The 24,022-nt window shown below is 51.7% G+C and carries 31 protein-coding genes; 8 read left to right on the top strand and 23 right to left on the bottom strand.

Annotated features, from left to right (window positions below):
- Positions 1-2: 2 nt before the first annotated feature.
- The 17 genes from KHQ09_RS06400 to KHQ09_RS06320 form a co-directional block, all read right to left on the bottom strand.
- A complete protein-coding gene (locus KHQ09_RS06400) occupies positions 3-446 on the bottom strand; it encodes an NlpC/P60 family protein (RefSeq protein ID WP_213597144.1) in 444 nt (147 codons plus the stop codon).
- Entirely contained in the window at positions 443-1,330 is an 888-nt protein-coding gene (locus KHQ09_RS06395; protein ID WP_213597142.1) for a DUF2163 domain-containing protein, read from the bottom strand. Before KHQ09_RS06395 ends, KHQ09_RS06400 begins: the two co-directional genes overlap by 4 nt.
- Positions 1,330-1,962 carry a DUF2460 domain-containing protein gene (locus KHQ09_RS06390; RefSeq protein WP_213597140.1) on the bottom strand — a complete coding sequence of 211 codons (633 nt, stop codon included), beginning with the start codon at positions 1,960-1,962 and terminating at the stop codon, positions 1,330-1,332. The genes KHQ09_RS06395 and KHQ09_RS06390 overlap by 1 nt, the downstream gene beginning before the upstream one ends.
- A gap of 11 nt (positions 1,963-1,973) precedes the next feature.
- The gene (locus tag KHQ09_RS06385) at positions 1,974-2,543 is read right to left on the bottom strand and encodes a phage tail tape measure protein (RefSeq protein WP_213597138.1); all 570 of its coding nucleotides are present in this window, start codon (positions 2,541-2,543) and stop codon (positions 1,974-1,976) included.
- Positions 2,540-2,728 carry a phage tail assembly chaperone gene (locus KHQ09_RS06380; RefSeq protein WP_213597136.1) on the bottom strand — a complete coding sequence of 63 codons (189 nt, stop codon included), beginning with the start codon at positions 2,726-2,728 and terminating at the stop codon, positions 2,540-2,542. Before KHQ09_RS06380 ends, KHQ09_RS06385 begins: the two co-directional genes overlap by 4 nt.
- 17 nt (positions 2,729-2,745) lie before the next feature.
- Positions 2,746-3,096, bottom strand: coding sequence for a gene transfer agent family protein (locus tag KHQ09_RS06375; protein WP_238481576.1), 351 nt, complete (start codon positions 3,094-3,096; stop codon positions 2,746-2,748).
- Positions 3,093-3,506, bottom strand: coding sequence for a phage major tail protein, TP901-1 family (locus KHQ09_RS06370; RefSeq protein ID WP_213597134.1), 414 nt, complete (start codon positions 3,504-3,506; stop codon positions 3,093-3,095). Before KHQ09_RS06370 ends, KHQ09_RS06375 begins: the two co-directional genes overlap by 4 nt.
- A 3-nt stretch (positions 3,507-3,509) precedes the next feature.
- Positions 3,510-3,941 carry a DUF3168 domain-containing protein gene (locus tag KHQ09_RS06365; RefSeq protein ID WP_213597132.1) on the bottom strand — a complete coding sequence of 144 codons (432 nt, stop codon included), beginning with the start codon at positions 3,939-3,941 and terminating at the stop codon, positions 3,510-3,512.
- Positions 3,938-4,105 carry a hypothetical protein gene (locus KHQ09_RS06360; RefSeq protein WP_022710016.1) on the bottom strand — a complete coding sequence of 56 codons (168 nt, stop codon included), beginning with the start codon at positions 4,103-4,105 and terminating at the stop codon, positions 3,938-3,940. The genes KHQ09_RS06365 and KHQ09_RS06360 overlap by 4 nt, the downstream gene beginning before the upstream one ends.
- The gene (locus KHQ09_RS06355) at positions 4,102-4,437 is read right to left on the bottom strand and encodes a phage head closure protein (protein WP_213597130.1); all 336 of its coding nucleotides are present in this window, start codon (positions 4,435-4,437) and stop codon (positions 4,102-4,104) included. Before KHQ09_RS06355 ends, KHQ09_RS06360 begins: the two co-directional genes overlap by 4 nt.
- A complete protein-coding gene (locus KHQ09_RS06350) occupies positions 4,434-4,997 on the bottom strand; it encodes a head-tail connector protein (protein WP_213597128.1) in 564 nt (187 codons plus the stop codon). The genes KHQ09_RS06355 and KHQ09_RS06350 overlap by 4 nt, the downstream gene beginning before the upstream one ends.
- 106 nt (positions 4,998-5,103) lie before the next feature.
- Complete coding sequence (locus tag KHQ09_RS06345; protein WP_213599842.1) at positions 5,104-6,375, bottom strand: phage major capsid protein; 1,272 nt, start codon at positions 6,373-6,375, stop codon at positions 5,104-5,106.
- A gap of 63 nt (positions 6,376-6,438) precedes the next feature.
- The gene (locus KHQ09_RS06340; protein ID WP_213597126.1) at positions 6,439-6,945 is read right to left on the bottom strand and encodes an HK97 family phage prohead protease; all 507 of its coding nucleotides are present in this window, start codon (positions 6,943-6,945) and stop codon (positions 6,439-6,441) included.
- Positions 6,932-7,303 carry a DUF6107 family protein gene (locus KHQ09_RS06335; protein WP_213597124.1) on the bottom strand — a complete coding sequence of 124 codons (372 nt, stop codon included), beginning with the start codon at positions 7,301-7,303 and terminating at the stop codon, positions 6,932-6,934. Before KHQ09_RS06335 ends, KHQ09_RS06340 begins: the two co-directional genes overlap by 14 nt.
- On the bottom strand, positions 7,300-8,511 hold the full coding sequence (locus tag KHQ09_RS06330) for a phage portal protein (protein ID WP_213597122.1): 1,212 nt from the start codon (positions 8,509-8,511) through the stop codon (positions 7,300-7,302). Before KHQ09_RS06330 ends, KHQ09_RS06335 begins: the two co-directional genes overlap by 4 nt.
- Before the next feature lie 30 nt (positions 8,512-8,541).
- Positions 8,542-9,879, bottom strand: coding sequence for a DNA-packaging protein (locus KHQ09_RS06325; RefSeq protein WP_213597120.1), 1,338 nt, complete (start codon positions 9,877-9,879; stop codon positions 8,542-8,544).
- A complete protein-coding gene (locus tag KHQ09_RS06320) occupies positions 9,821-10,285 on the bottom strand; it encodes a hypothetical protein (RefSeq protein ID WP_213597119.1) in 465 nt (154 codons plus the stop codon). The genes KHQ09_RS06325 and KHQ09_RS06320 overlap by 59 nt, the downstream gene beginning before the upstream one ends.
- A gap of 435 nt (positions 10,286-10,720) precedes the next feature.
- Between KHQ09_RS06320 and KHQ09_RS06315 the strand changes: the two genes are divergently transcribed.
- From KHQ09_RS06315 to KHQ09_RS06300, 4 genes are all read left to right on the top strand, one after another.
- The gene (locus KHQ09_RS06315) at positions 10,721-12,823 is read left to right on the top strand and encodes a transglycosylase domain-containing protein (protein ID WP_420801471.1); all 2,103 of its coding nucleotides are present in this window, start codon (positions 10,721-10,723) and stop codon (positions 12,821-12,823) included.
- A gap of 104 nt (positions 12,824-12,927) precedes the next feature.
- Positions 12,928-13,512, top strand: coding sequence for a DUF1214 domain-containing protein (locus KHQ09_RS06310; RefSeq protein ID WP_213597114.1), 585 nt, complete (start codon positions 12,928-12,930; stop codon positions 13,510-13,512).
- Complete coding sequence (locus KHQ09_RS06305; RefSeq protein ID WP_213597112.1) at positions 13,509-14,057, top strand: DUF1254 domain-containing protein; 549 nt, start codon at positions 13,509-13,511, stop codon at positions 14,055-14,057. Before KHQ09_RS06310 ends, KHQ09_RS06305 begins: the two co-directional genes overlap by 4 nt.
- 186 nt (positions 14,058-14,243) lie before the next feature.
- Positions 14,244-15,317 (top strand): DUF2336 domain-containing protein, encoded by a 1,074-nt coding sequence (locus KHQ09_RS06300; protein ID WP_213597110.1) that lies wholly within the window; start codon positions 14,244-14,246, stop codon positions 15,315-15,317.
- Positions 15,318-15,327: 10 nt separating this feature from the next.
- On the opposite strand, the gene KHQ09_RS06295 is transcribed toward KHQ09_RS06300, so the two are convergent.
- From KHQ09_RS06295 to KHQ09_RS06285, 3 genes are read right to left on the bottom strand one after another with little or no spacing between them, the layout of a single operon-like run.
- Positions 15,328-15,669: a DUF1491 family protein gene (locus KHQ09_RS06295; protein ID WP_213597102.1), complete on the bottom strand. Its 342-nt coding sequence runs from the start codon at positions 15,667-15,669 to the stop codon at positions 15,328-15,330.
- Positions 15,670-15,700: 31 nt separating this feature from the next.
- Positions 15,701-16,735: a peptidoglycan-binding domain-containing protein gene (locus KHQ09_RS06290; RefSeq protein WP_213597100.1), complete on the bottom strand. Its 1,035-nt coding sequence runs from the start codon at positions 16,733-16,735 to the stop codon at positions 15,701-15,703.
- Positions 16,710-18,767, bottom strand: coding sequence for a sensor histidine kinase (locus KHQ09_RS06285; protein ID WP_213597098.1), 2,058 nt, complete (start codon positions 18,765-18,767; stop codon positions 16,710-16,712). The genes KHQ09_RS06290 and KHQ09_RS06285 overlap by 26 nt, the downstream gene beginning before the upstream one ends.
- Positions 18,768-19,195: 428 nt before the next feature.
- On the opposite strand from KHQ09_RS06285, the gene KHQ09_RS06280 reads away from it, so the two are divergent.
- Together KHQ09_RS06280 and KHQ09_RS06275 are read left to right on the top strand one after the other, a co-directional pair.
- Positions 19,196-19,612, top strand: coding sequence for a DUF5330 domain-containing protein (locus tag KHQ09_RS06280; RefSeq protein ID WP_213597096.1), 417 nt, complete (start codon positions 19,196-19,198; stop codon positions 19,610-19,612).
- 143 nt (positions 19,613-19,755) lie between these two features.
- Positions 19,756-20,187, top strand: coding sequence for a SufE family protein (locus tag KHQ09_RS06275; protein ID WP_022710033.1), 432 nt, complete (start codon positions 19,756-19,758; stop codon positions 20,185-20,187).
- A gap of 81 nt (positions 20,188-20,268) precedes the next feature.
- On the opposite strand, the gene KHQ09_RS06270 is transcribed toward KHQ09_RS06275, so the two are convergent.
- A complete protein-coding gene (locus KHQ09_RS06270; protein WP_213597094.1) occupies positions 20,269-21,075 on the bottom strand; it encodes a DUF6456 domain-containing protein in 807 nt (268 codons plus the stop codon).
- The gene (locus tag KHQ09_RS06265) at positions 21,072-21,503 is read right to left on the bottom strand and encodes a helix-turn-helix domain-containing protein (RefSeq protein WP_213630815.1); all 432 of its coding nucleotides are present in this window, start codon (positions 21,501-21,503) and stop codon (positions 21,072-21,074) included. Before KHQ09_RS06265 ends, KHQ09_RS06270 begins: the two co-directional genes overlap by 4 nt.
- A gap of 398 nt (positions 21,504-21,901) precedes the next feature.
- Here KHQ09_RS06265 and KHQ09_RS06260 point away from each other — a divergent pair, with 398 nt between their 5' ends.
- Positions 21,902-22,180 (top strand): cytoplasmic protein, encoded by a 279-nt coding sequence (locus tag KHQ09_RS06260; RefSeq protein ID WP_213597090.1) that lies wholly within the window; start codon positions 21,902-21,904, stop codon positions 22,178-22,180.
- 180 nt (positions 22,181-22,360) lie between these two features.
- On the opposite strand, the gene KHQ09_RS06255 is transcribed toward KHQ09_RS06260, so the two are convergent.
- The gene (locus KHQ09_RS06255; RefSeq protein WP_022710037.1) at positions 22,361-22,789 is read right to left on the bottom strand and encodes a Ros/MucR family transcriptional regulator; all 429 of its coding nucleotides are present in this window, start codon (positions 22,787-22,789) and stop codon (positions 22,361-22,363) included.
- An 803-nt stretch (positions 22,790-23,592) separates the two neighbouring features.
- Here KHQ09_RS06255 and msrB point away from each other — a divergent pair.
- Entirely contained in the window at positions 23,593-24,012 is a 420-nt protein-coding gene (gene msrB / locus KHQ09_RS06250; protein WP_213597088.1) for a peptide-methionine (R)-S-oxide reductase MsrB, read from the top strand.
- The last annotated feature ends 10 nt before the right edge of the window (positions 24,013-24,022 follow it).

The following is a 24,022-nucleotide window of genomic DNA, read 5'->3' as shown; positions in this document are numbered from 1 at the left end:
CTTCAAACCGAAGGATTTGGAAAGGAGAAAACGGCTGCAATACGCTGTCGCCATTGCGGAACCAGCGCGGAAAGCGTCACACTATGCCCCTCATAGGCATGGATGAAGCGGTTATTCTCCGCCATGATGCCTAAATGCTTGGCAGCCACACCATCCCGCCAGCGAAAGATCAAGAGATCACCGGCCTGCATCTCTGATTGCGGCTTTAAATACATATGCCGACGTGCAGCATCAATCAGCGGCTCATCGCGGCTAAGCTCTGCCCAGTCGCGGGAATAGATGCCGGCATCTTCCGGCTCTGTACCATAAAGCTCCCGCCAGATACCACGTATCAGCCCCAGACAATCGCACCCCACCTGTAACCGGCTGGCACCGTGACGATAAGGTGTGCCAAGCCATTTTTCAGCAATCGCCAGCACTTTGTAATTCAGCGGGGCAGCGGTCATGGCACGAGCACCCCGCCGTCAAAGTTACCTTCACCACCGGCAAAACCATAGGCAGCATCATTGCCGGGAATATGCGGAAAGCCGCGAAAATTCTCATGATTGGCAAAGCGGTCACGGCATTGCTGAAAGCTCTTGTCGCATCCCGCCAATACACGAAAACGATCACCGACCTGAACGTCATAGACCGGCAGCTCCTGAAGGATCAAACTTGCCGTCTCTCCCTGTTTAAGGTGGGAAACAATATTATTCACGCTGCCCTTATTTTGCCCGCTCAGCCAGTGCAGGCTCCCGCGCTCAAACCAGTGCGATGCAAAACCACTCAGATTTGAAACCACCAAATCCTGTCCGTTGACAAGCTCCACCACACCCTCACCCGCATAGCGCGGATCGGCCGGATTGATGCCGCAACGCTTATCTGCAAATTCCGCATCGCACCCCCGCTTGGCACACCGTCCGAAAACACGATCCATCAGAGCCGCACTGCTTTTCAGCTCAGCGGTAAAACTCATGCCGCTGCGGGTGATTTTTCCGATCACGCTGCTGCGCAATAATACCGCTTGCTCCGGCTGCGCCCAGTTGACCAGATAAGTCTCAACAGTCGCGCCGTCATAAAGCCCGCGCTCAATATCCGCATCAGTCAAAGCGTCACTGGTCAGCGCCCCTTCAATCTCGGAACTGTCTACCGCGAGGCCAAGCTGGCTACCTGCCTCAGAACCATTCATCCCGCTTTGCGGAAAGCAATTTATCCCATGTATAGATAATGTTCTGTCATGGTCACAAAAACCAAAAACCTCACCGTCCTTACGTCGCAAAACCCATGCAAAACAATGTGTTGTCACATCACCCTGCAAATGTGATTCAAGTGCCGGATCGAGTATCAGCATCACTTCACCTCAACAATCGGAATGGACGGAATTTCACCGGCTTTGAAACTGGCAATACTGGCGCTCAGCCTGTCCGTATCAAAGCGCACCGGCACATCGAACAGGAAACCGGCAGTCACTTTCGCCTGCGGCGGCGGCACATAATCCTCGTGAATTTCCACTATGCCAGTCAGATAATTCACGTTGAATGCATCACCCGCAAGCACCTCCCCCTCCACAGCAATTTGCACAGTACCCAACACAGGTTTGGTAATGATGCGCTGATAGTCACCATAATGCTTCGCCAGCTGAAATTGCCGTGTCGTGCCGTCCCCCCGCCCCAAAAACTGATCTGTTGGTTGTGGCGGTGCATCCTGTTCCGATGAGAGATGATCAAGCGGATCACGAAACCGGAACGCATAGAGCGAACCGCGCCGTGCCTCGAAAAAGCGCAACACATCGCGCAGATCGTTGAGCGAACGCAACCCTGTTCCGGCATCATAAAACCGGCGCGACATCGACCAGCGTGCATTGCGCTTTTCGTGTCCCGAGGTCAGGCTCACAATCTCATTACGCCATTCCGGCCCGCCGGTTGCACCAAATGAAACACCGAGCGGAAAAGACACATCATGAAATGAAGATAAATCCTGCATAATGCGCCCTTTCACATACGTCTGGTGCCGTGGCGCACGGCACGCGCCAGCATGGCACTGACCTGCGCTTCCGAACGGCTGAAGGAAGCAGCATCGGGCGATGACATATTGAAATTGACCTGCATGGCTCGCCCACCGCCACCACTGCCCATAGCCACGCCAAGACTGCCGTCACTGCCGCGTGCCAATGGCAAAATCGCCTCGGCTCCCGCCTCACCGGCCACACCGAAACCACTGCCGAGCCCGAAATATGTCGGACTGGAAACCACACCGCCTTTGGCAAAAGGCTTAACCCCGCCCAAGCCGCCAAGCCCGCCCATCAGGCCGGAGAACATCGAGGAGAATAATCCCTGCAACGGTTTCATCCCCGCATCCAGCGCCATGGAAGCCATATTGGAAGCCAGCCCGCGCAGCACATCATCCAGCCCTTTGCCGGATGTGACCGCGCTTTTGAAAGCCGAAGTCAGGCTCTGCCCGAACGAGCCGGAGCGCTTCTGCAAATTATCCAGCGCGCGGTCAAAACCGCTGGTATCTGCCTCAACCGAAACCGTAACTGATTGTTGTGTGCCTGTATCATTCATGATCCACCATCCGGAAAAGCCCGCATCAGCATGTTTAAAACATCACGCGGCGGCGCTTTCCTGCCACCGCGCATGGACTGGCTCAGCGCCCTGATCTCGGGCAGGCTGAGCTGCCAGAAATCCCGTGACGACAGCCGCAATTGTCCCATCCCGAAATGCATCAGCGCATCCCAGGGGAAAGACATTGATTCAATTACGGCTTCTAATTTTTTGATTGTGCTGTGTTTTCCGGCTTTTCAGCAGCCATGCCAAAAGTTACTTCCAGCAATTGTGTCACCAGCCGCGCAAAGCCGGTAGCACCGCCATCAATGCGCATATCCGCCACATCATCCTCGGCCACATCATGACCACCACCGCGCAAACCTGCGGTAACAATGCGGATCATATCTTCCGACTTTAACCGTCCAGTTGAGAAACGGGCGATCAGAGCAGAAAGGTCTTCGGTCTCATAGGCGGCCTCAAGACCGGCCAAGGCACCAAGTGTCAGGCACAAAACCCAATCCTTGTCATTCAAAACGGCTGCAATTTCACCGCGTCTGGCATTGACCATCATGGTTGCACTCCGAAACTGATAAGACCGGCAGATTCCAGCGCGATTTCAAACGTCACCTCGCCATCATGGGCACCGCCATATTCCAGCGCGGTGATCTGAAACAAACCGCTGACAGTACCAAAATCCGGAACAATAATCTGCCAGTTGAGAATATCGCCATTGAAGAACGCCGCGCGGATCAGCGCATCCGATGCCGCATCTTTGAAAATACCCGCACCGCTGACCGATGCACGCTGCACACCGCTGCCAGCGAGCAATTGCCGCCAGCGTCCTGAAGCATCAGCATCTGTCACATCAACGCTCTCCGCATTGAACGCAATGCGCTTGCTGCGCAAACCCGCACAAGTCTGAAATGTGTCACCTGCCGCTGCAATTTTCAGCAACAGGTCTTTACCTCTCTGAGCTGCCATTAATTACGCTCCTTCAACTTTCTCTGTCACCGCACGGTAACGCAACTGACCATTGTAACCGTCACGCAAGTCGTCATTGCGGGTCTGTGAGGATTGCAAAGTCAGATTGACCAGATGATAGCCACCGATATCAGGCTTTTGCTGTCTGCTTGCCAAAGCCTCCATCAGCCCTTCCACCAGCATCATCAGCTCCAACACCTGCCTGCGGCCATTGGAACGCGCCCAGATATGCAGCACCAGATTGTGCTCCTCGCCAGTGCCGCTATCGGTATCCCAGGCATAGATCTGACTTTGGCCAAAGCTGATATAAGGAAACTGCGCATGGGGCGGCACATGATCGTAAATGCCCTGCCCGTGCAGTTTCTCCATTAACAAAGGCGCAGCTTGCAGCCACGCCAATATTGCTTTTTGCAAAACAAGCGCCGCACCGTTCATCCCTTGTTGTCCTGTTCGGTTTGAGCAGGCGGTGCCTTAGGCTCAGGGCTTTTCAGAAACAGCCCGTCACGTTTATTCGACAGAGCTTGTTCACAAGCCTGCAAACCAACAAGACGCAGCGTGCGCAACAAGGCTTCAAATATAAAGCGCATGGAAAAATTCATCGGATTTCCTCTCTAACTGAGCAGATGAGATAGCGCTGGCTTTCATCGGGATCTTGCAGCCCTAAAACCGTGAAATGCCGCCCCGTACGCGTGAGACGCATGGAGACCGCGATATCGCTGCGATAACGGGTTGTAATGAGATGAGTGACATGGGGAATGGTCTGTCCGGCAAAGTTCTGACTGCCGGTTTTCTTCGGCTCAATCCTGCCCCAGAGCGCGGCAATTTCCGTCCACTGCTCCTGATAGCCGCCGGTCTCATCAAAAAGCGGACGGTTTTCTTCCAAAGTCAGCAGGGTTTTAAACTGCCCCGCATCAATGAATTGCAGGTTCATAACCGCCCCCGCCGTAGCCAGGGTGACACGAGTTGCGCAACCATATCCGGCAGGCTGTGCATCACTGTTTCATAAGAATTGCGATTATCATAGAGATGTGCCGCCAGCACCAGACAGGCATGTCGCAATGTTTCGGGCAGGTCTTCAGGCTCATTCGCCAGACCGGCAGTCAGCTCAATTTCCAACCCGCGGGCAATGGTAATATGTTGTGGTCGCCGCAGATAAAGTCGCTGCGGACGACTATCCGTATCCAGTCGCCAGTCATCGGCACTGAACAGTACCGCAGTACCATCAGCATCAAAACCCTGTACCTTATCAATGGAAATGACCGGCGCTTTATAGAGGGCAATTCTGCCCGATTGCGGCCAGTTAGCGAGTTGCAACAACCAGCGTTGCGGCAGCATCACCAGATTACAATGCTGTTCGATTACTTCCCGCGCAGTGCGGATCAGCCGTTCCAGCAAGTCTTCTTCCTGATCCGATGACAAACGTAAAAAATCGCGCAACATTGCTGTCGTCACCGGCTCTTTTACCGGTGGCGTTATAAGTTGGAGAACCATGCTATCTCCTGTAAATTTTAATAGAAACAATGATATAAAATCACTCTCTGACAGAATGATTCATACCGCTTTGCAAAGGCCAAGCAAAACCGCCCCGCCAGCAAATTCAGGCTGCAAATTTCAGCAATTTGATCGCGTCAAAATCCTGCACACCACCGCCGACACGCTTGGTGGTGTAGAACAGCACATATGGCTTGGCAGAATACGGATCGCGCAGCACGCGGATACCAATGCGATCGACAATCAGATAACCACGGGCAAAATCACCGAATGCAATCGGTGTGCTGTCCGTGGCAATGTTCGGCATATCTTCCGCTTCCACCAGACCAAAGCCCATGAAGGAAGCCTTCTGACCAAGCGATGCCGGTGGCTGCCAGAGATAATTACCGTTGCTGTCTTTGAGCTTGCGCAGCGCCGACTGCGTTTTACGATTCATCATCCAATGGGCATTCTGGCGGTAACCGGATTTCAGCGCATAGACGAGATCAATCAGCAGATCAGACGGATTGGCTGCTGGCAGCGCACCGGCCACGCCGGTTTTCAGAGAACCCAGCTTGCCCCATGCCCAGCTTGCCTCGGCAACACTGTCATAGGCCAAAAAACCATGCGGCTTGTTCACACCATCACCATTGATGAAAGCGGCACTTTCCTGCTCGGCAAAAGCTGTTTCAACCTCTGCGGCAATCCACTGTTCCACATCCACCGCAGCATCATCCAGCAGGCTGGCTGTTGCCGCAGGCATGGCGTAAATTTCCATGGTCGGGAATTGCAGCTCAGCCAGTTTAGCATTGGTGGTCTGCGGGCGTGCGCCCTCTTCACCAACCCAACCTGTACCAGGGCCGCTAATGGAAAACGGCTTTTTGAGCACAGCACCGGAAACCTGCCGCACGGTTGCAAGACCACGCACCGGCGAAAGTGCAGCCAGACGTGTGCCGATGGTTGTTTCGAGTTCCGAAGGCACAAGATAACCGCCGTCAGGCCCCGAACCATAGGAGTGCGCTTTCTGCTCAAGCCCGCGCAATGCCTGCTCATCACCACGGCGGGCATAATTGTCAAAAGCCTGTTTATGCTCCTGCACAACACCACCGAGCGGTGAACGTGTCTCACCACCAAGCGCAGGGCGCGCCTGTTTCAGCACATATTGATCCAGAGCCGCCTTCTGCTCATCCATTGCACGGTTGAGACGTTCTACCTTTTCAACAGTGAGAACATCCGCACCAACATGTTTTTCAATCTGGGTCAGGCGCTCATCATTGGCCTGTTTAAATCCTTCAAAGGCCTGCATAAACTCACCAAAAGCCTGCCCGACTTCCTGCTGGCTGTTCAGCGCCTTAATCTCCAGCACCTGCGGTTGAGCGGCTGTTGCTTTATGTTTGATTGTCATTTCCTGTCCCTTCGGGCTTGGTGTAAAAAGACGGTACAAACCGACCGGACGGAGGTTTCAAAAAGAAGTTTGCGCTTTCAGACTGGCCGCCGCATGGCGGATAATCTGCGCGGAACTCATGTCATCATGATTTTTGCTCTGCACCGGATGAACACGCGCCTGCGGCAACATCGGAAAAGTCACCAGCGAGATTTCCCAAAGCTCGGCTTCCAGAATATGCCGCTTTCCGGTTGAGGCTGACTTCTTGCTGCGAATGGCGCGAAAGCCAATCGACAAACCATCCAGCGCCCCTTCGGATATCAACTGCCAAGCTTCATCGGCACGCGCCACACCTTGCGTTAACTGCCCCTCAACATAAAGACCGCGCTGATCCTCAGCGATTTTTGTCCAGATGCCGATGGGATTGTCGGCCTGATGCTGCCAAAGCATCGGCACCGCTGCACCCCGTCGCAGGGACTTGGTAAAAGCGCCGCGCTCAATAATATCGCCGCTCAGATCAGTGAGCGAAAACAGGCTGGCATAACCGCTGAAACATAAAGACTGCTCTGCCTTAGCCTTCATCATGCTCCCCCTCTTGCCGGACGGAACCACCAACCTGATTTTTCAGCCGGTCGGTAAAGCGTTTGAAAAAACCAAGCGCTGTCCATGCAGCAAAGCTTGCAGCGGCAGAGCCCATCAACATCAGCTCCGCCTGCCCGAGGCTGTTGCTCAATGTCAGGTGTTCGGCAATTTTAACACCGGCTGCCCCGCCAAAAATCATGCCGCAAATCAAACCAACTGCGAAACGCACTGCCGCCTCGCGTTTTCCTTTGGGCAACATATAGGCCAGTGAAACGGCAGAACCGCTCACCGCGCCGGTGATTTTAGCAAGCCAGATCCATTGTTCCTGAGTGAGTGCATCCGGCTGGTTGAAGAGGTTCATAGCACTCCTCCTTCCGCCTCAGGAGAATAGCCAACTGCCTGCCGTTTTTCCGCATCGCTCAGGAAATCCGCTGCACCAATGCGCCGCCACAAAGCCTCGCGTTCCTCGGCAAGCCCATCAATGCGGTCATGGTCATGTTCAAGTCGCATATCCGCACCAAAATAAGGACAGAGCCAGTTACTCAGCGCTTGTGCGGTACGTGTCAGCAGCGGCAGAATGGTCAGGCGATAGAAAGCACGATTGGCCTCGGCGTAATTGGCATAGGTGTTATCACCGGGAATGCCGAGCAGCATCGACGGCACGCCAAAAGCCAATGCGATTTCACGGCTGGCCACATGTTTGGCCTCGATGAAATCCATATCTTTGGGCGACAGTCCCATGGCTTTCCAATCCAGCCCGCCTTCCAGAAGCAGCGGCTTACCTGCACCACCGGCACCGGTATAGCCCTCTTCAAGCTCGGTCTTCAGCCGGTCGAACTGCTCCTCACTTAAATTGCCGCCATCCTTCGGCGCATAGACCAGCGCACCGGAAGGTCGCGCAGAATTATCAAGCAAAGCCTTGTTCCATGCCGCCGTGGCATTGTGAATATCCAGTGCCATAGAAGCGGCTTCCAAAGGCGGAAAACCGTAATGATCGTCCAGCGGATGAAACAGCCGCAAATGCAACGCCCGTGCAGACAGTCCTGTCTCAGAGCCAATATTCAGGCTGATGCGGCGGCTGGTGGTATTATTGCGATAAAGCAAAGCCTGAGGCCAGCCATTGCTGTCGCTCTCGATCGTCACCCGCTCAGGACGCAACAAGTGTAACTCTTTCGGCTGTCCGTCATAATCCAGCCGCTCGATATAAGCATTACCGGACAATAATAAATGCCCGTAAAGCTGCTCGAAAAATCCGGAACCGCAAGCCCCATCATGGGGCGCACGCAGCAGTTTCAGCAGCGGATGTTCTTCAAGCTCCGTCTCGCCCTGATAGAGCAGCAGCGGCACATTGGCTGCGGCATCGCTGATCATTTTCACACAGCGATGCACAATCGGATTGCGCATAAATCCCTGTTGCGACAGCGCCATATAATTGCGGCTTGTCCAGCGTGCCTGCGCATCCATATGCAGCGCGACAAAACCCTGCTGCATTTTTACAGAAGGCACCTGTGCGCTTTTCTGCTCCTGCGTTTGGGCAGCACTATGCCGCCACGGCCATTTCCAAGCCATGTTCACCTCACTCGACCTTAATTATGAAATTTATCGAAGCTGCCGGATTCTCGGCTTATGTGTGTCCTGAAGCAAAAGCGTATGCAGCGCCCAGACCAGCGCATCCATCCTGTCCGGTGAGCGGCCTGACGACAGGCCGTTTACGGCGAAATCACACATCTCATCTTCCAACTCTGGAAAACGGCGTGCATGGCGAATACGCCCTTGCTCATAGAGTGCTGCCACCGGCTCGGCACGCAGATATTTTCCCCTCTGCGCCCGCACTGGCTTCACCGCGACTGATGCATCCTGCGCATGGATCACCGCCATCACCATGTCACCGCCCTGATTAACCTCCGCCACCACCAGATCAGCCTGATAGCGATGGTAGAACTGCACAATCTGCGCTGCCCACTGATGTGGCTTCACGCCTTGCAATGTTGCGTCATCCAGCACCCATGCCAAACCATCCGCATCCAGTCCGGCGACAATAATCCCGCAGGCATCGGAATTCCTGGTTGAAGTTGCAGGCGGGTCAACCGCAATGACAATGCGCTGCAATTCCGGAACTTGCGGATCATGTAACGCCTCCAATTGCTCCCGCGACCACAACGCATCCTCACGGTCTGTAATCAGAACACCATCAAGCTCCTGCCGCCCCAAGGCCGTATCCGCATAGCGCTGCTGCATGGCTAACAAAAAGGCCGGTGCCAGATGCGCAGCATTTTCATCCGTGCGCATATGAGTCATGATCGTTGCCGGATCACTCAAAAGATCACGCAACAGCGCCTGCATTTTCGGTGTGGTTGTCACCACCTGACGCGGATTGTCTCCCAGACGCAGGCCGAATTGCAGCATATCCCATGTCTGTTGCGGATTTTTCCATTTCGCCAGTTCATCACACCATGCAGCAGAAAATTGCGGCCCGCGCAAACTGTCAGGGTCTTCCGACGAATAGAAGGAGGCCACCGCGCCACTTTCCCAGACCAGCCTGCGGCGGGTGCTTTCCAGCCGTGGCCGCTGCAAACGAGAAACCGAGAGAATACCGGAAGGCCCTTCAACCATCACTTCACGCACATCGGCGAGTGTTTCCCCCACCAAAGCAATATTGCCGCAAGCTTTGTCACAGAAAGGCGCCAGCCCCTGCGCCATGCCGCTGATCCACTCGGCACCGGCACGGGTTTTGCCCGAACCGCGCCCACCCATTATCACCCAGCTGCGCCAATCCTGCTTCTGAAACACCGGCAATTGCGCCAGCCGCCCCTGAAACAGCCATTCTTTGCTGGCTGCAACAATGGCCTGTTCATCGACACCCGCGTCAGACAGAAATTTAAACAGCTCTGAGTTCGGTAATTCTGGCACTGATGATGCTGAGAGCTTCACGCACATCCTCCAGCGTCACACCGCGATCATCATTTCCGTTGTCATGCTTATCATTCAGCGGTTCAACACGCGTTTCCTTGGAAAGCTCACTGATACTTTTCACCGCTTTTGCCAATGCTGCCAGCGCCTCTACAGCACTCTTTTCCGGCAACCCCTCCGCTTTGGAGAAATTCTGCAATTCCGCATTAATTTTAATCAGCAGATCTTCAATATCCAGTACCGGCAAGCTGACAGAAGAGTAATCCAGCCCTGCCCGTTTCAAACGCTTGCTATAAATCTCCGGCTTCACACTCAAGAGAAAAGCCATGTCCGGCACAGCTATCTGATAACGCCGCTGCAAACGATATACCGCCTGCAAACGCTCCAGCGAAGCATTTGGCAGTGCTTGTATTTCTTCCGAATTTTCCGGCATGGTTTGACCGGCTCCGTTCTCTGTGAAACGCATAACCGGTTACAAATGGCACAAATAAAAAAAGCGCAGCACCACATGCCACGCCTTGTCATCTTTGTCAGCCACACTTCTCTGACTGTATATAAAACCTACTTCAACACCGTCACGCCGTCAAGGATAAAATTCCTATTTTTCTGCTTTTGAAGCTTATTGCTTCACATTCAATTTTACCGAAATATTTATCGCATTGAGATAATAGGTTTATTCGTTAAGCATAATTTTAAACCCTTCATTGGCACTTCTGCTTTATTGGCCATTCATAAGGATGTGCTAGAATGGGACATTATCGCCCCTCTTTATGCGAGCAAAACGGGTTATTTTTCGGTTATGAGCAAACAGGCTGACAAAAATGACCAGACCAGAAAAACGCGCCGCCTGACCCGCAGCCCGTTTCTGATGGCTATTGATGCCTGGCTGGACAGCAGCCTGTATAAATTACGCTCACATTTTTCCGCGTTCTGGGAAAGCGCCACTATATTTTCCCGCAAATTCCGCGTGCGTGGCTGGAAACGTCTGTTTGTAGAAATCGCCGATGAGGGTTTTACGCTTGGCGTTCTCGGCAGTGTTGTTCTGCTTGCTCTGGCTATGCCTGCATTCGAGGAAACCAAGAAAGACTGGCGTGCGCAGGATGATTACGCGGTCACTTTCCTTGACCGCTACGGCAATGAAATCGGCCAGCGTGGTATCATGCATCGCGATGCGGTGCCGATTGCTGAATTGCCGGATCATGTCATCAAAGCAGTTCTGGCAACGGAAGACCGCCGTTTTTATGAACATATCGGCATTGATTTCTGGGGCTTAAGCCGTGCGCTCACCCAGAATATGCGTGCCAATGGCGTGGTTCAGGGCGGCTCCACCCTGTCTCAGCAGCTGGCGAAAAATCTGTTTCTCTCCAATGAAAGAACGCTGAAACGCAAAATCAATGAGGCCTTTCTCGCGCTCTGGCTGGAAGCTAATTTAAGCAAAACGGAAATCCTGCAGCTCTATCTCGACCGCGCTTATATGGGCGGCGGAACATTTGGTATTGCAGCGGCTTCCGAATTTTACTTTGGCAAAAATGTCAAAGATGTTTCTCTGGCGGAAGCAGCAATGCTGGCCGGTCTGTTCAAAGCACCGGCGAAATATGCACCGCATGTCAATCTGCCGGCTGCCCGTGCGCGCGCCAATGTCGTGCTGTCCAATCTCGCTGATGCAGGCTTTATGAGTGAAGGTCAGCTGGCCTATGCACGACGTAATCCTGCCAGTGTGGTTGACCGCGCAAAAGGTGAAAATCCCGACTATTTTCTGGACTGGGCTTTTGACGAGGTGAAGAAAATCACCCGCACAATCCCGCAGCATAATCTGGTGGTGCGTACCACATTGGATCGTAATATCCAGAAAGCTGCGGAAGATGCGATTGAATTTCATCTGCGCCAATATGGTGCCGAATATAAAGTGACAGAAGCCGCCACCGTGGTGATTGCCGATGACGGCTCGGTGCGGGCAATTGTCGGCGGGCGCGATTATGGTGAAAGCCAGTTCAACCGCGCAACCAAAGCGCTTCGTCAAGCCGGTTCATCCTTCAAACCCTATGTCTATGCCGTTGCTATGGAGAAGGGTCTGACACCGAATACGATTGTCTCCGATGCGCCGATTGCATGGGGTAACTGGATGCCGCGCAATTACGGCCGCTCTTTTGCAGGCCGTGTCGATCTCGCAACCGCTCTGGTCAAATCCTATAATACGGTGCCGGTGCGCCTTGCCAAAGACTATCTGACAACAAAGCCGATTGTAGCCCTCACCAAAGCGATGGGCATTGAATCGGAAATTTCCGACCATAAAACCATGGTGCTCGGCACCTCCGGCATGACAGTGATGGATCAGGCCACCGGCTTCAGTGTTTTTGCCAATGGCGGCTTTGCAGGCATGCGCCATGGTATTGTGCAGATTTCCGATCCGGCTGGTAAAATTCTCTGGGACTTTAAACGCGATACACCGGAACCAAAGCGCGTATTGTCTGAAAAGGCCGCCTCAGAAATGAACTCCATGCTGGTGCAGGTGCCTGAACGTGGTACAGCGCGGCGTGCGGCTTTGCCTATGACCCGTGTTGCAGGCAAAACCGGCACCACCCAGAGCTATCGTGATGCGTGGTTTGTCGGTTATACCGGCAATTACACGGCGGCGGTCTGGTTCGGTAATGACAGTTATGCACCGATGAATAATCTGACCGGCGGTATCATCCCTGCTATGACATGGCAGATGATGATGATGCAGGCGCATCAGAATATTGACCTGAAACCAATTCCGGGCATCAGCAATCCGTTCCCGACACCGGCACAGCCAGCTGATCCGAAACTGGTAGCACAGAGCAGCGGCACCGGTGAAAAACTGCCAAACACAGTTCCGGATTATCCGCGTGTTCTGTCCTCGGAAACGACGCGCTTTATGCGCAGTCTGAACGAAAAATTCCGCACCTATGAAACACCGCAGCGGATTCGCACGACTTTATCGTCACTCTGATCTTATTGAAATGAACCGGCCATTTGATCCGGTCACCTGATAATGACAGGCAATTTTAACCGGACGTGTTTTATAGATTCTCCATGAGCAATTTAAGAACCATATTGCTGACAGTATTAACCTGCCTGATTGCTCTGGCGGGCGGCGCAGCCAGTGCGCTTTATGCTCTCAATAATTTTGAAGGTTTCAATCAGCTCACTATCGGACAATGGCATGCCTCGCCGCTCTATGGCAGTGCGGATGCTGATCCCTATGCGCGTGCGCAACGCAGCCGCGCCGCATTGCTGCCGCTGGGTGCTGCCGAAGGCCAACGCTTTGTCCTGAGGCATGATGTGAACGGTACAAAGCTTGATCCGCGTTGCACCTATCATTTACAAGGCAAAGCCCCCGCCTCCCGTTTCTGGACGCTTTATGCCAGCAATTTGCACGATCTGCCGCTCACGCAAAAGCAAGGGCTTCCGCAGGAACTGCATAGCCAGATGATCTGGTATCAGCATGATTCAAGTTTCCTCATCGCTGTCTCTCCCTCTGCGCAATCGGGAAACTGGCTGGCTATCAATGCATCGCGCCCTTATCAGCTGGTGATGACCCTGTATGATACCGATCTGGGCACATCTATCGGCTTTGAAAACCCGCAAATGCCGGCACTCACTTTGGCAGAAGGCAGCTGCAAAGGAGCCGGACGATGAGACATTCGCTGTTGCAGTTTCTCTATGCCATTACCCTCGGCCTCATTGGCGCTGCCATCGTTCATATTGCGATTATACTGCTTGTGCCTGATGATGCTTCGGAAACCCTGTGGAAACGCGTGGAAGCACTCGGCCCTGCAGAAAGCTTTCACAGGCTGGAAGGTGCTAACTGGGCGAAACGCCGCGATCCGCTGATGCGCAGTGCCGCATGCCGTTTTGACCTGACCAACGGGCCGGTTCATATCAGCGCTGTCGGTAAAGTGCCGTTCTGGTCGCTGGCGATTTACAACCATACAGGCGATATAACCTTCAGCCTCAATGATCAGGTGTCACCAACAACCGATCTGCTGCTTGTCTCGCCTTTACAGAAAATCCTGCTCGAACAAAGCATTCCGCAACAACTGGAACAATCAGTGCTTATCACCCAGTCTGTTAATGAAGCGATTGCGGTTTTGCGGGTCTTCGAGCCGGATGCAACATGGCGGGATGAGGTCGGCGAGTTTCTTAAATCTGCAGAATGTATGAACGTTTCGATCGAGAATTAAACTCTCCTGCGATGCACCATCTTCCGAAAAATATTTGATTTACAGGTCAGTAAATTACCATCAACACGCCGATGGTTAATTCATTGCTAAGTGTTCTCCCTTAAAGTGCAGAAAGCTCTCCTTATGTTTTCAGCGAGGAGAGGTGTATTTTTGTCTGTGTTGTGTAGGCGTAAGGGGTAAATACGCGTGACCACCGATCAATTCCGCGCTTTGGAAATATTATCCGGAAGTGGTCATTCCGCACACCACAAGACCGACGACCTGCTGGCTGCTGCCGTGGCAGGTTTTACGTCCCTCACCCGTCCCGGACGCTATGAAAGCCAGCAATTTGAAGATCTGGCTTTGCCGTTGCTGGAAACAGCCACGCCGCGTGCCCGCCGTCAGGTCTCAGCTATTCTTGCCCAGCATGATGTTGCCCCGCGCAAGCTGGTTCTGGCTCTTGCCAATGACAGTATTGAAGTCGCTGCACCGCTATTGCTGCGCTCCCCTGTCCTGACAACTGCCGATCTCATTGACATTACCGGCCAGCACGGCCTGTCCCATGCCCGTATCATTGCGCGCCGTCAGCCGGTTGATCCGCTGCTGTTGCCAATCCTTGAGGGTTTTGATGATCCGCTCATCAGCCAGACACTGACTGCTGAACCGGTTATCAGCACTGCACCTGCCGCTGCAGAGAACAGCATAGCGGAGGTGCAGGAAGCGCATTATGTTTCAGCAGCCCCTGCAAACAAACGCCCAGAGAGCAAACCGGCTGCACCAAGCCGCACAGCCCCTGCTGCAACGCAATCATTGCCTGCGCATAATCTCAGTGCACTGTCACTGTCATCCTGTTTGCAACCGGCACGGGCGGAATATCTGATTGATATGGCGCTGCTGATTGACGGAAACATGTTCCGCACCGCACTGGCCGATGCGCTGGATGTCAGCTATGCGCGTGCTGAAACAATTATCGGCTCATGGCCGAATTCCCAACTGCCGCTGGCGCTGAAAGCCATAGGGCTTACCGCACAGGATACCTATCTGATCCTGACTGCTGTTCTCGGTACAATCCACGGCGAACGTGAACAATTACGGGAATTTGTCCATATTTACCGCTCTATCAGCCCTGAACAGGCGGCTACAGCAGTCAGACGCTGGAAAGCGGATGATATGAATGAGCGTCTGCGCAACCAGTTGCGCGATCTGGCGGACAGTGCATCGGAAAACTTTACCAGTGCCGCGAATAATGACGGCACTGTCCCGCATAGAAAAGCACAATAATCCGGATAAATTACATGCCTGTGGTCAGCAGCTCCGCAGCCTGATCGCAATCTTCAACCTCGACAAGCCAGAGATCAGGATCAAAGCGCAGCTCTTTTTCAAGCTGCGTATTAATCAGCTGCTCGTCTTCGCTCTGCTGATATAAAACAAACCGGCGCTCATCCGCCCGCTGCGGATCATATTCGCTTTGCGGCGCTGGCATATATAAATCAAAATTGCCGTCACGATTGCGGATCTTGATAAAGATTGCACCGGCCTCGGCCGCACCGCGCCTGACCAGATAAGCGAAACCATCAGCCATGCGCACGCGGCGCATGAATGCGGAAACCCAGAATTCACTTGTCAGACGCATAGGCTGAAATACCTGCTCATTGCATATCAAATCAGCTGATAAGGCCGATTTCACGCATTTTCCCGATCAGCTCAGAATCAGGCTTACCGCTGACATTGAGACGGAACAGTTTCTGAAACTCGCGGATGGCATCTTCTGTGGTTTTGCCCGGAACACCGTCCACGACAACCATATCATTGCCGAATGCTTTGAGCCCCGCCTGAATACGCACCAGTTCCTCGGCACTGACTACCTGACCGGATGATGTTCGTGCGGATACCGGTTGAACAGAAGCCGTTGTTTCCGTTGCATTCTGCGATGCAGAATTACTCCGCACAGCCTGTACCGGTGTTTTTTCTTCTGTCCTGACGGCAATCGGCGCAGGCCGTCTTTCCGCAACCGGCACAGCACGCGCACTGTTTTCAGGCTGAGTGTCAGGCCGAGCCTCAGGTCTGGCAGCTGGTACAGCCACAGCAATGGCTTCCTCAATGCTCAGCTGTTTCTCTGCGGGTTTAGCCGCATTATTCTGATCCGGTGCCAGCTTGGCCTGCACATTCTGCCATTGCTCAAGCGCAGCACGGGTTTGCGGCCCTGTCAGACCATCCACATTGCCACTGTAGAAGCCAAGCTGTTTCAGATTATATTGCATGATCGCCACCTGCTTGTCGCCATTCGGCGCCAGAGCCGGCAGATCACCGCCATCAACAGTTGTCTCGGGCAAAGTCGCAACAGCTTGCGGTTTATCAGTTACCGGCACGGCCTCATTACCGGTAATCTGGCGCACGGGTTCCTGCGCAGTCACATTGCCTGTCAGCTTGCGGGCTGCTTCGCTATTGTCTTTTGCTACAGCACGGAAAACCTGCTCCGGCCGCGTTTTAAAGAAAACACCGTCATGCGCCTGCGGTTGATACCAGATCGCATTGCTGGCAACAAAACCAAGCGTCACAAGAAATGCGGTTGCACCACCGGCTACCACAGGATTGCGCGCGACTATATCACCGGCAGCTAATGCCATGCGTGACACGCCGGTCAGGCATGCATCAAAAAAACGTCTGCCAAAACTACGCCGTTTTGCGTTTTTGCGCATGGAAGTCCCCTTGCGTTTCGTACCGCTGCGGCTCTGTCTTTCCGTCATAACTACTTTCTGCCTGACTATATTCAGTCTGTTCGGCCTGAAGATTAATAATTGCTGTTTTCACCTGCTCAAGAGCGCTGCGAATATCGGTTGAAACTGTATTTGTCTGCATCCGATCAGCCTGCTGCATAGGCTGCGATAATGCCTGATTTGCGGCCGCACCTGCAACCAATCCGGTCTTATCCACAACCTGCTGTGCTGTTTGCGGCAGCCTGATTGAAACAGTCGTGCCATGGCCCTTGCGGCTGTGAATATTCATCTCACCCTGATGAAGACTGACAAGACCTTTAACCAGATAAAGCCCGAGGCCCGAACCTTCCTGCATACGGGTCTGTGCATTATTGATTTGGGTAAATGGCTGGCACAGACGTTCAATCTCATGTGCTTCCAGTCCAACACCTGTATCAGAAACGGAAATGACCAGACTGCGCTCTGCACCTGCATAACCGCGCTTTGTTTCATCAGGCATCACATCAATGGTTACGCAACCGCCGCGATCCGTGAATTTAATAGCGTTGGACACCAGATTAATCAAAATCTGACGGATTGCACGACGATCAGCAATCATATCCGTCACATCCGGATGAATGCGGTCACAGAGAATAACGCCCTTTTTCTCGGCCATCGGCATCAGCATGGAGCTGCACATTGTAACGCTGTCCTGCACGGAAAAGCGTTCATGCTGAACCGGATACTGACCGGCCTCAAGGCGTGAGGTTTCCAGAATACCGTTTACAACTTCCAGCAGATGATTGCCGGATTTGCGGATCAGATCAATATATTCGCGCTGCTTGTCGCTCTGCAAAGGCCCTGCCACATCATGTAACAGCAGATCAGAGAAACCGATGATTGAATTCAGCGGCGTGCGCAACTCATGGCTGACGGCACCAAGCAAACGTCCGCGCGAGGTTTCGAGATTCTCAATCGTCGTATTCTGCTGAACAATATGCTGCTGCGTATCCTGCACCTGTGCAAGATTGCGCGCAACAATCAGGAAACCGGCTTCCTGCTCATTCTGAGCCGTGCCTTTTGCCTGCCCTTCCATTTCAAATATATTGAAATAGATTTTAGGCTGTTCATTTTTATTGCCCTGAGCAGCTTCCACGCAACGCAGACGAATCTCTGTCTTGCCACCGAGTTTCATCGGTGAATTGCCGTGCTTCAGGCCATTCAGAAATGCGAGATATTGAACGCGGTCAGCCACATGCACACGGTCAAGAAGCAATGTGCCGGTCAGGACTGCACGATCAACACCAAATTGCTCAATACAACGATCAGACAAAGTACGGATATGACCATGCTGATCGAGACGGATAACCAGAGCATCCAGCGCTGTTTCCAGATCGCTGTCCGCATTATGAGCAGATGCTGTATTCTGCCGGACTGTTGCAACTGGCAGTGCCAAACGCATTACCCGCAGCAAAATGGCGCCGACATAGATAAACAGGAAAGTCGTTGAGACACCGGCCGGAAGCATCAGCTGTGTGTTGATTCCTTTGGTCAGCGATGTTGCCATCAGGGCAACAGTGATCAGACCACCGGCAACAGCCGCGGCACGATGGCGGGTTACCAGCCAGATCTCAAGCGGCAATGCCAGAACCATCGCCCAGACCAGACCATTTTCCGCACCTGCAAACAGGGCTGTAAAAGCCAGTACCGCGCTATAGAATGACAATGCGACAAGACCTGTCAGGCTGTTGCGGATACCAAATGCCTGCGCTGCCAGCAAAAGAACGGATATGCCGGTAAAGGACAGGCCGGTAAACAGCAATGCGTTGACCGAAGCGGTCGGGAAAATACTGTAGAAAGCCATTGCCAGAAACAGCGGAAACAGCAGCAATGCGCAGCGCAAATCAAACGCTGAAAAATGGTCGGACTTACGGGATTGAGCAGCGGTAACAGAAGCATGGAATCCTGCATTTTCCTGCGCCAACAGGTGATGATCCGCAACGGTATTATGCATACCGCCTTTAATCATTTTCATTGTTTTCGCATAAATGCCGTACACGCAGCATACTCACTCTGACACAATCTCACTTCAACTGTCTCCTTTCACCGGAGTGAAAAGACAGTCACCGAACAATGACAGAATGGACGCCCAGACTTTAAGGAATAGATAAAACCGCGATGTATGATGCCCGTGAAAGTCTTTTTTCCGCGAAAAAGGGGCAGCTTTTGGCTCTATGGTAAACGGAATATTTCCGGCTCTGCCCCATGGCAAGACAATCTTAAAAACATTTTATCAGAATCTTCAGAAATATGTCTCATGCTTTAACCATTGTGTCTCAACAACCGGAAAGCCTTGAGAAGAAACCGGTGAAACAACTGATAACTATATGAATAATTTAAACTTATATATTTATCACGCTCAGCAACCCGACAGGACAGTGCAAACAGGCAGGAATAAAGATCATGAGATTTCTGCTTAAATGCATTTTCTGGCTGGGAGGGGTTTTTCTGCTGATGCCCGGACTGACCGGCAAGTCTACAGACACACAGCCACCACGAGCGCCACAGGCACAAACACAGCAAAATCATCTGTCTTCAGAAAAACAGCAACAGGCTCCGTCCACGGCCAGTCCCGATCTGGTTGAGCAATGGTTGCAAGCCGGTAAAACCCTGCAGGAAATCAGCACATTTTGTGAGCGCAATCCCGCTCTCTGTATTGCCGGAAAGGCAGCGATTCAGCAAAGTGGTGAACAGGCTTTGATCCGTGCGAAAGAGGTTCTATCCGGTAGCGCTTCGCAAAACAAAGAGCCATCCGCGCCACCTGCAACAGAGCAGGCACCTGCGTTCAAAATTCCTGTTCCTGCGCAGCGTCCCGGATAGTTACTGTAATCATCAGAACCGGAACTTTCCAATTGCTATAAAAATGGTCTATAAGCCGCGCCATATGTATATTTATCTGTATGCCTTGAGCGGAGCGAATTTTCGTTCTTGCGCGGCATGCTTCAGTTAATGCGGAGAGACCTATGACAAATTCAAAGATCAGCACGATTGCGTCGGACTTTGAGTTTCTTGACGACTGGGAAGACCGCTATCGCTATGTGATCGAACTGGCACGTGACTTGCAACCTTATCCAGAAGAAGCTCGCGATGCGGATCATAAGGTTCCGGGCTGTGTCAGTCAGGTCTGGCTGCTGACCAAAAAAGGTCAGGGAGCCGATCCGGTTATGGAGTTCCTGGGCGATTCCGATGCGCATATTGTCCGCGGTCTGGTTGCGATCCTGCTTGCCCTTTATTCCGGTGAAACCGCATCTTCCATTCTGAAAATTGATGCAGAAGGCGTTCTGAAAAGCCTTGGCCTCGATGAGCATCTGACACCACAGCGTTCCAACGGCTTGCGCTCCATGGTGCAGCGTGTGCGCAATGACGCACAAAGCGCCCTGCAAAACGCTGCCTGATATTTCTCATCTATAATATACCAAAACATGCGCACTGATCTCATCACTGCGCATGTTTTGTTTTCAGCTTGTGACACGGCATCACAGTGAAGGCCGGTAATCCGGTGCTCCCCAGTGATAGGCAGCCGGTGACGTGATCCCTTCCGGCATCCGCCCTGCATTATAATGGCGGTGCAAAATACTGAGCGCTGTTTTCAGCATCATCTTTGCCGAGCGTGCAGGCCATGAACGCTCACGCTCCACCAATTCCAAACCTTTGAGAAAACAGCATATATCCAGCAATATACCGGATAATTCCGGCCCCACAGCGATGAGTGCCTTATTCACCCGATCCCGGCAATCCAATACGTAATCACTCAATTCAGCCGCACCGCCCCGCTCTCCTCTGACACGACCGGCGACACTGGCATCCCAATTGGCCGAAATCCTTGGCATCATATTCCCGCGTGTGAAATCAGCCCTCAACCGCTCTCCGGCATGAAACTCATCATCACTCAGAAAACGCCGCCCCGTCTGTTTGTTCTTCCGGTAGAGCAAAGTCAGCGGGGATTCAGCATTATTGACGGTACGAGGCCGGATGTTTTCATCAGCTAACTGCACAACAGGTTCTTGAGACTGCTCTGCCTCAGCAGGCTTCTTTAGCTTCTCCAGCAGACCGCGTCCTGCAAGTTCCAAGGTGATTTTGTCCTGCTCAGCTTTCACCAATCCGGCCTCCAGCAAATGCTGCAATACCGGCTCGTGACAGGTAATCGTGCCGCCCTCATCACTGGTCAAGAACCAACGCCCTTCTTCACCTTCGAACCTTGCCGCTGACCGCAGCAGAAATCTGAGTACCCGCAAAGCTGATTGCTGATCTGTCGGGGATAATGCAGTGATAGTTTTACTCATTCCCCTACACTCCCGCATGGATAAAGCGCCCGAATGAGATATTCAAACGAGCTGACACTGCGGTCAAATTTTTCATTCTCCCGCATGTCCTCAATCAAATGACAGGCATGTTTAACCGTGGTTCTTTCACGGCAAAATGCATAAGCCACTTCAGACATCGACAAGCCGAACATGGTATGAGCGATATACATGCCGAATTGCCGGATTCTGGCGATATGGCAATTGCCGCGTTGGGGACTGCGCAAATCGTGTAAGGATACCTGAAAGAAAACAGACAACAACGCCATTAAAGCCCCGCACAGTTTCCAGGCACGCAATTGCCGCTCCCTGCTTGTCAGCTGGCTTTTTACACTGCTGTTTCTTTGCATCAAATCAGCCAGATACAGCGCATTCTCTGTCATGCGTTTGTTGCCGACATCATTCTGCATGGAATGCATATCCTGCCCGCCGGATAAACAATGCAGGCGCGACACCTCCGGCAAATTATGCAAGACAACAAGTGAATCCGTGCGACCGGATAAAAAATCTGGAAAATTATTCAACATATGCCCTCCGCAGACGACATATCCTTAATATAAAAACCTTATACGGGGATAAACTTGAGTTTCCAGATATAAATATAAAATTAAATTCAAATAACAAATATTAAAAAAGAATCTATACATGAAATTAAGTCATTCAATAAAAACATTTTATCAAACAATCAAATTTAATTATAATAAAAATACTCAAACAACCAATACTACATTTTAAAATTAAGAATATCTGCTTATCCCCCGCCAGCAGCAAAACATCATAATCCCCTGCATGATGAAGGGGATTAACAATGTCAGCCACTCTGCAACAGGAAAAACAGCTATTTCTGGAAAACCGTAAAGAAGATGCACTTCAGGCAGCCCAATCCGTCGCCTTACAGCTGAGCTGCGGCATCGACTTGCAACAGGCCTTAAATGCGCCGGCCGAAAAGAGAGCAAGTATTGCAGCGAAACTATCGCGGCTCATCAAAAGAGAACGTCTGAAAGGTCTCAATAAACACTGGAGTTACGATATCAACCGGCACATTGCGCTAAAACAAGCCCAGACACGCCTGCTGCAACTGCTTTAACAATACATAAAAAAACAACGGCACTTTCGCGCCGTTGTTTATCTCTTGATATCTCGTTGAAGAGATACTAGAGCGTGTCGCGTTTAATCATAGCCATTGCGCTCGCTCTAACAGTTTGTTTTTACGCATGTCTTCACCCCAAAACCGGTGCCCACTTTTGGGAGACATGCTGTAGCCGGATCAGGCAGCTTTACGCTTACGACCAAGACCCATTTTCTTAGCAAGCTGCGAGCGGGCTGCAGCATAGTTCGGAGCAACCATCGGATAGTTAGGATCCAGATCCCACTTCTCGCGATACTGTTCCGGCGTCAGATTATAATGGGTCATCAGGTGGCGCTTCAGCGATTTAAATTTCTTACCGTCTTCCAGGCAGATAATATAATCGTCGTGAACTGATTTTTTCGGGCTGATTGCCGGTTTAGGCTTTTCAACCACAGCAACCACTTCTTCACGAACACCTGAACGGGCAAATGCTGCATGAACATCAGCGATCAATGCAGGCACTTCACCGGCACGTATTGAGTTATTGCTGACATAAGCGGCAACAACATCAGCTGTAAGACTGAGCAGCAGTTCGTCAGCAGAAACCACAGTCTCTGGATGTTCCATTATACTTCCTTTACCTATAAATATTGCTGACTGGAAACCCTCTGAAAATACATGAGAAGTCTATCCATTCACCAATCAACCAGTTTAACCTTAGCTTGCCACCCGCAATCATCTTCTCATATCTGTAAAATTTGTAAAATGTCAATTTATTTCACGATTTTGTTAAGTGATGCTGTAATTTTTGACTAAACAATTAAATTTCAACACTCAAGATCACGAGAATTAATATCTGCGAACCTGTCGAAAACAGAAAACTATTTCTCTTCTCATCTGAAGATTATCAATCGGAGCCTGTTATACACATAGTACAATGTAAAAACATGCTTCTGGAACTATCTTCAGCAAACAAATTCACCAAAAACGTGAAATTTCGCCTCTTGAAACAAACTACAGTAAAACTCAGCAAACACTGCGATATGAAGCAATTTTGCGGATATTTGCTATTCTATCAAAAAATCCTGTATTTCTATATTAAGTCATTTTTCTGGCAATTCATGGCCCCGAATATTTTATACAAGGATTTTTGCAAAAAAACCTGCTTTCATAAGATTATCCGCCGCACGGGCAGATCAAACGCCTGCGTATGTTCATATTATGCCTTTGAAAATACACGGTTGTATATTCACCTTTTAAAAAGCGGTTAATATCCCCATATATTGGAAAAATGACTATTCTGCACACAGGCAGGCCTGACTAAACCAGATCAGTCCTGCTCTTTTTGACCTGCCTTTATGAATAACGCACATTCGGCTTGAAAACGCCTTATACTTTCCGAATGTATGCTGAACCGCCGGAGAACCATCATGTCCGAGAAAAACATGCCCCAACGCCCGCTTAAAGTTCAGAAAACCGATGCCGAATGGCGCGAGCAGCTCACACCGGAGCAATATAAGATCACGCGCCAGCATGGCACAGAGCGCGCATTTTCCAGCCCTGATTTTGATCTCAAACTCCACGGCACATATCACTGTATCTGCTGTGGCCGTCTGCTCTACAACTCCGAAGACAAATTCAATTCCGGAACAGGCTGGCCGAGCTTTACCCGTCCGGCTGAACCGGAAGCTGTCAGCGCTTTTGAGGATCATTCCTATGGTATGAACCGTACAGAAATACGCTGCGCCGATTGTGATGCACATCTCGGCCATGTATTTCCTGACGGCCCTGCACCAACCGGACTGCGCTTCTGCATGAACGGCACAGCATTATATTTTACTGAAGCCTGACAGCCTCAAA

Origin of the sequence: Pseudochrobactrum algeriensis, from assembly GCF_018436245.1 — a bacterium.
In the GTDB taxonomy this organism is placed as follows: Bacteria; Pseudomonadota; Alphaproteobacteria; order Rhizobiales; family Rhizobiaceae; genus Pseudochrobactrum; species Pseudochrobactrum saccharolyticum.
This window is presented reverse-complemented; position numbering and strand designations above follow the sequence as displayed.

What these genes read in the sequence shown, in the direction of transcription:
- KHQ09_RS06400 (WP_213597144.1), bottom strand. Translation starts at nt 446, where the DNA reads ATGACCGCTGCCCCGCTGAATTACAAAGTGCTGGCGATTGCTGAAAAA.
- KHQ09_RS06395 (WP_213597142.1), bottom strand. Translation starts at nt 1,330, where the DNA reads ATGCTGATACTCGATCCGGCACTTGAATCACATTTGCAGGGTGATGTG.
- KHQ09_RS06390 (WP_213597140.1), bottom strand. Translation starts at nt 1,962, where the DNA reads ATGCAGGATTTATCTTCATTTCATGATGTGTCTTTTCCGCTCGGTGTT.
- KHQ09_RS06385 (WP_213597138.1), bottom strand. Translation starts at nt 2,543, where the DNA reads ATGAATGATACAGGCACACAACAATCAGTTACGGTTTCGGTTGAGGCA.
- KHQ09_RS06380 (WP_213597136.1), bottom strand. Translation starts at nt 2,728, where the DNA reads ATGTCTTTCCCCTGGGATGCGCTGATGCATTTCGGGATGGGACAATTG.
- KHQ09_RS06375 (WP_238481576.1), bottom strand. Translation starts at nt 3,096, where the DNA reads ATGATGGTCAATGCCAGACGCGGTGAAATTGCAGCCGTTTTGAATGAC.
- KHQ09_RS06370 (WP_213597134.1), bottom strand. Translation starts at nt 3,506, where the DNA reads ATGGCAGCTCAGAGAGGTAAAGACCTGTTGCTGAAAATTGCAGCGGCA.
- KHQ09_RS06365 (WP_213597132.1), bottom strand. Translation starts at nt 3,941, where the DNA reads ATGAACGGTGCGGCGCTTGTTTTGCAAAAAGCAATATTGGCGTGGCTG.
- KHQ09_RS06360 (WP_022710016.1), bottom strand. Translation starts at nt 4,105, where the DNA reads ATGAATTTTTCCATGCGCTTTATATTTGAAGCCTTGTTGCGCACGCTG.
- KHQ09_RS06355 (WP_213597130.1), bottom strand. Translation starts at nt 4,437, where the DNA reads ATGAACCTGCAATTCATTGATGCGGGGCAGTTTAAAACCCTGCTGACT.
- KHQ09_RS06350 (WP_213597128.1), bottom strand. Translation starts at nt 4,997, where the DNA reads ATGGTTCTCCAACTTATAACGCCACCGGTAAAAGAGCCGGTGACGACA.
- KHQ09_RS06340 (WP_213597126.1), bottom strand. Translation starts at nt 6,945, where the DNA reads ATGATGAAGGCTAAGGCAGAGCAGTCTTTATGTTTCAGCGGTTATGCC.
- KHQ09_RS06335 (WP_213597124.1), bottom strand. Translation starts at nt 7,303, where the DNA reads ATGAACCTCTTCAACCAGCCGGATGCACTCACTCAGGAACAATGGATC.
- KHQ09_RS06330 (WP_213597122.1), bottom strand. Translation starts at nt 8,511, where the DNA reads ATGGCTTGGAAATGGCCGTGGCGGCATAGTGCTGCCCAAACGCAGGAG.
- KHQ09_RS06325 (WP_213597120.1), bottom strand. Translation starts at nt 9,879, where the DNA reads ATGTGCGTGAAGCTCTCAGCATCATCAGTGCCAGAATTACCGAACTCA.
- KHQ09_RS06320 (WP_213597119.1), bottom strand. Translation starts at nt 10,285, where the DNA reads ATGCCGGAAAATTCGGAAGAAATACAAGCACTGCCAAATGCTTCGCTG.
- KHQ09_RS06315 (WP_420801471.1), top strand. Translation starts at nt 10,721, where the DNA reads ATGGCTATTGATGCCTGGCTGGACAGCAGCCTGTATAAATTACGCTCA.
- KHQ09_RS06305 (WP_213597112.1), top strand. Translation starts at nt 13,509, where the DNA reads ATGAGACATTCGCTGTTGCAGTTTCTCTATGCCATTACCCTCGGCCTC.
- KHQ09_RS06295 (WP_213597102.1), bottom strand. Translation starts at nt 15,669, where the DNA reads ATGCGTCTGACAAGTGAATTCTGGGTTTCCGCATTCATGCGCCGCGTG.
- KHQ09_RS06290 (WP_213597100.1), bottom strand. Translation starts at nt 16,735, where the DNA reads ATGCGCAAAAACGCAAAACGGCGTAGTTTTGGCAGACGTTTTTTTGAT.
- KHQ09_RS06285 (WP_213597098.1), bottom strand. Translation starts at nt 18,767, where the DNA reads ATGAAAATGATTAAAGGCGGTATGCATAATACCGTTGCGGATCATCAC.
- KHQ09_RS06280 (WP_213597096.1), top strand. Translation starts at nt 19,196, where the DNA reads ATGAGATTTCTGCTTAAATGCATTTTCTGGCTGGGAGGGGTTTTTCTG.
- KHQ09_RS06275 (WP_022710033.1), top strand. Translation starts at nt 19,756, where the DNA reads ATGACAAATTCAAAGATCAGCACGATTGCGTCGGACTTTGAGTTTCTT.
- KHQ09_RS06270 (WP_213597094.1), bottom strand. Translation starts at nt 21,075, where the DNA reads ATGAGTAAAACTATCACTGCATTATCCCCGACAGATCAGCAATCAGCT.
- KHQ09_RS06265 (WP_213630815.1), bottom strand. Translation starts at nt 21,503, where the DNA reads ATGCAGAATGATGTCGGCAACAAACGCATGACAGAGAATGCGCTGTAT.
- KHQ09_RS06260 (WP_213597090.1), top strand. Translation starts at nt 21,902, where the DNA reads ATGTCAGCCACTCTGCAACAGGAAAAACAGCTATTTCTGGAAAACCGT.
- KHQ09_RS06255 (WP_022710037.1), bottom strand. Translation starts at nt 22,789, where the DNA reads ATGGAACATCCAGAGACTGTGGTTTCTGCTGACGAACTGCTGCTCAGT.
- msrB (WP_213597088.1), top strand. Translation starts at nt 23,593, where the DNA reads ATGTCCGAGAAAAACATGCCCCAACGCCCGCTTAAAGTTCAGAAAACC.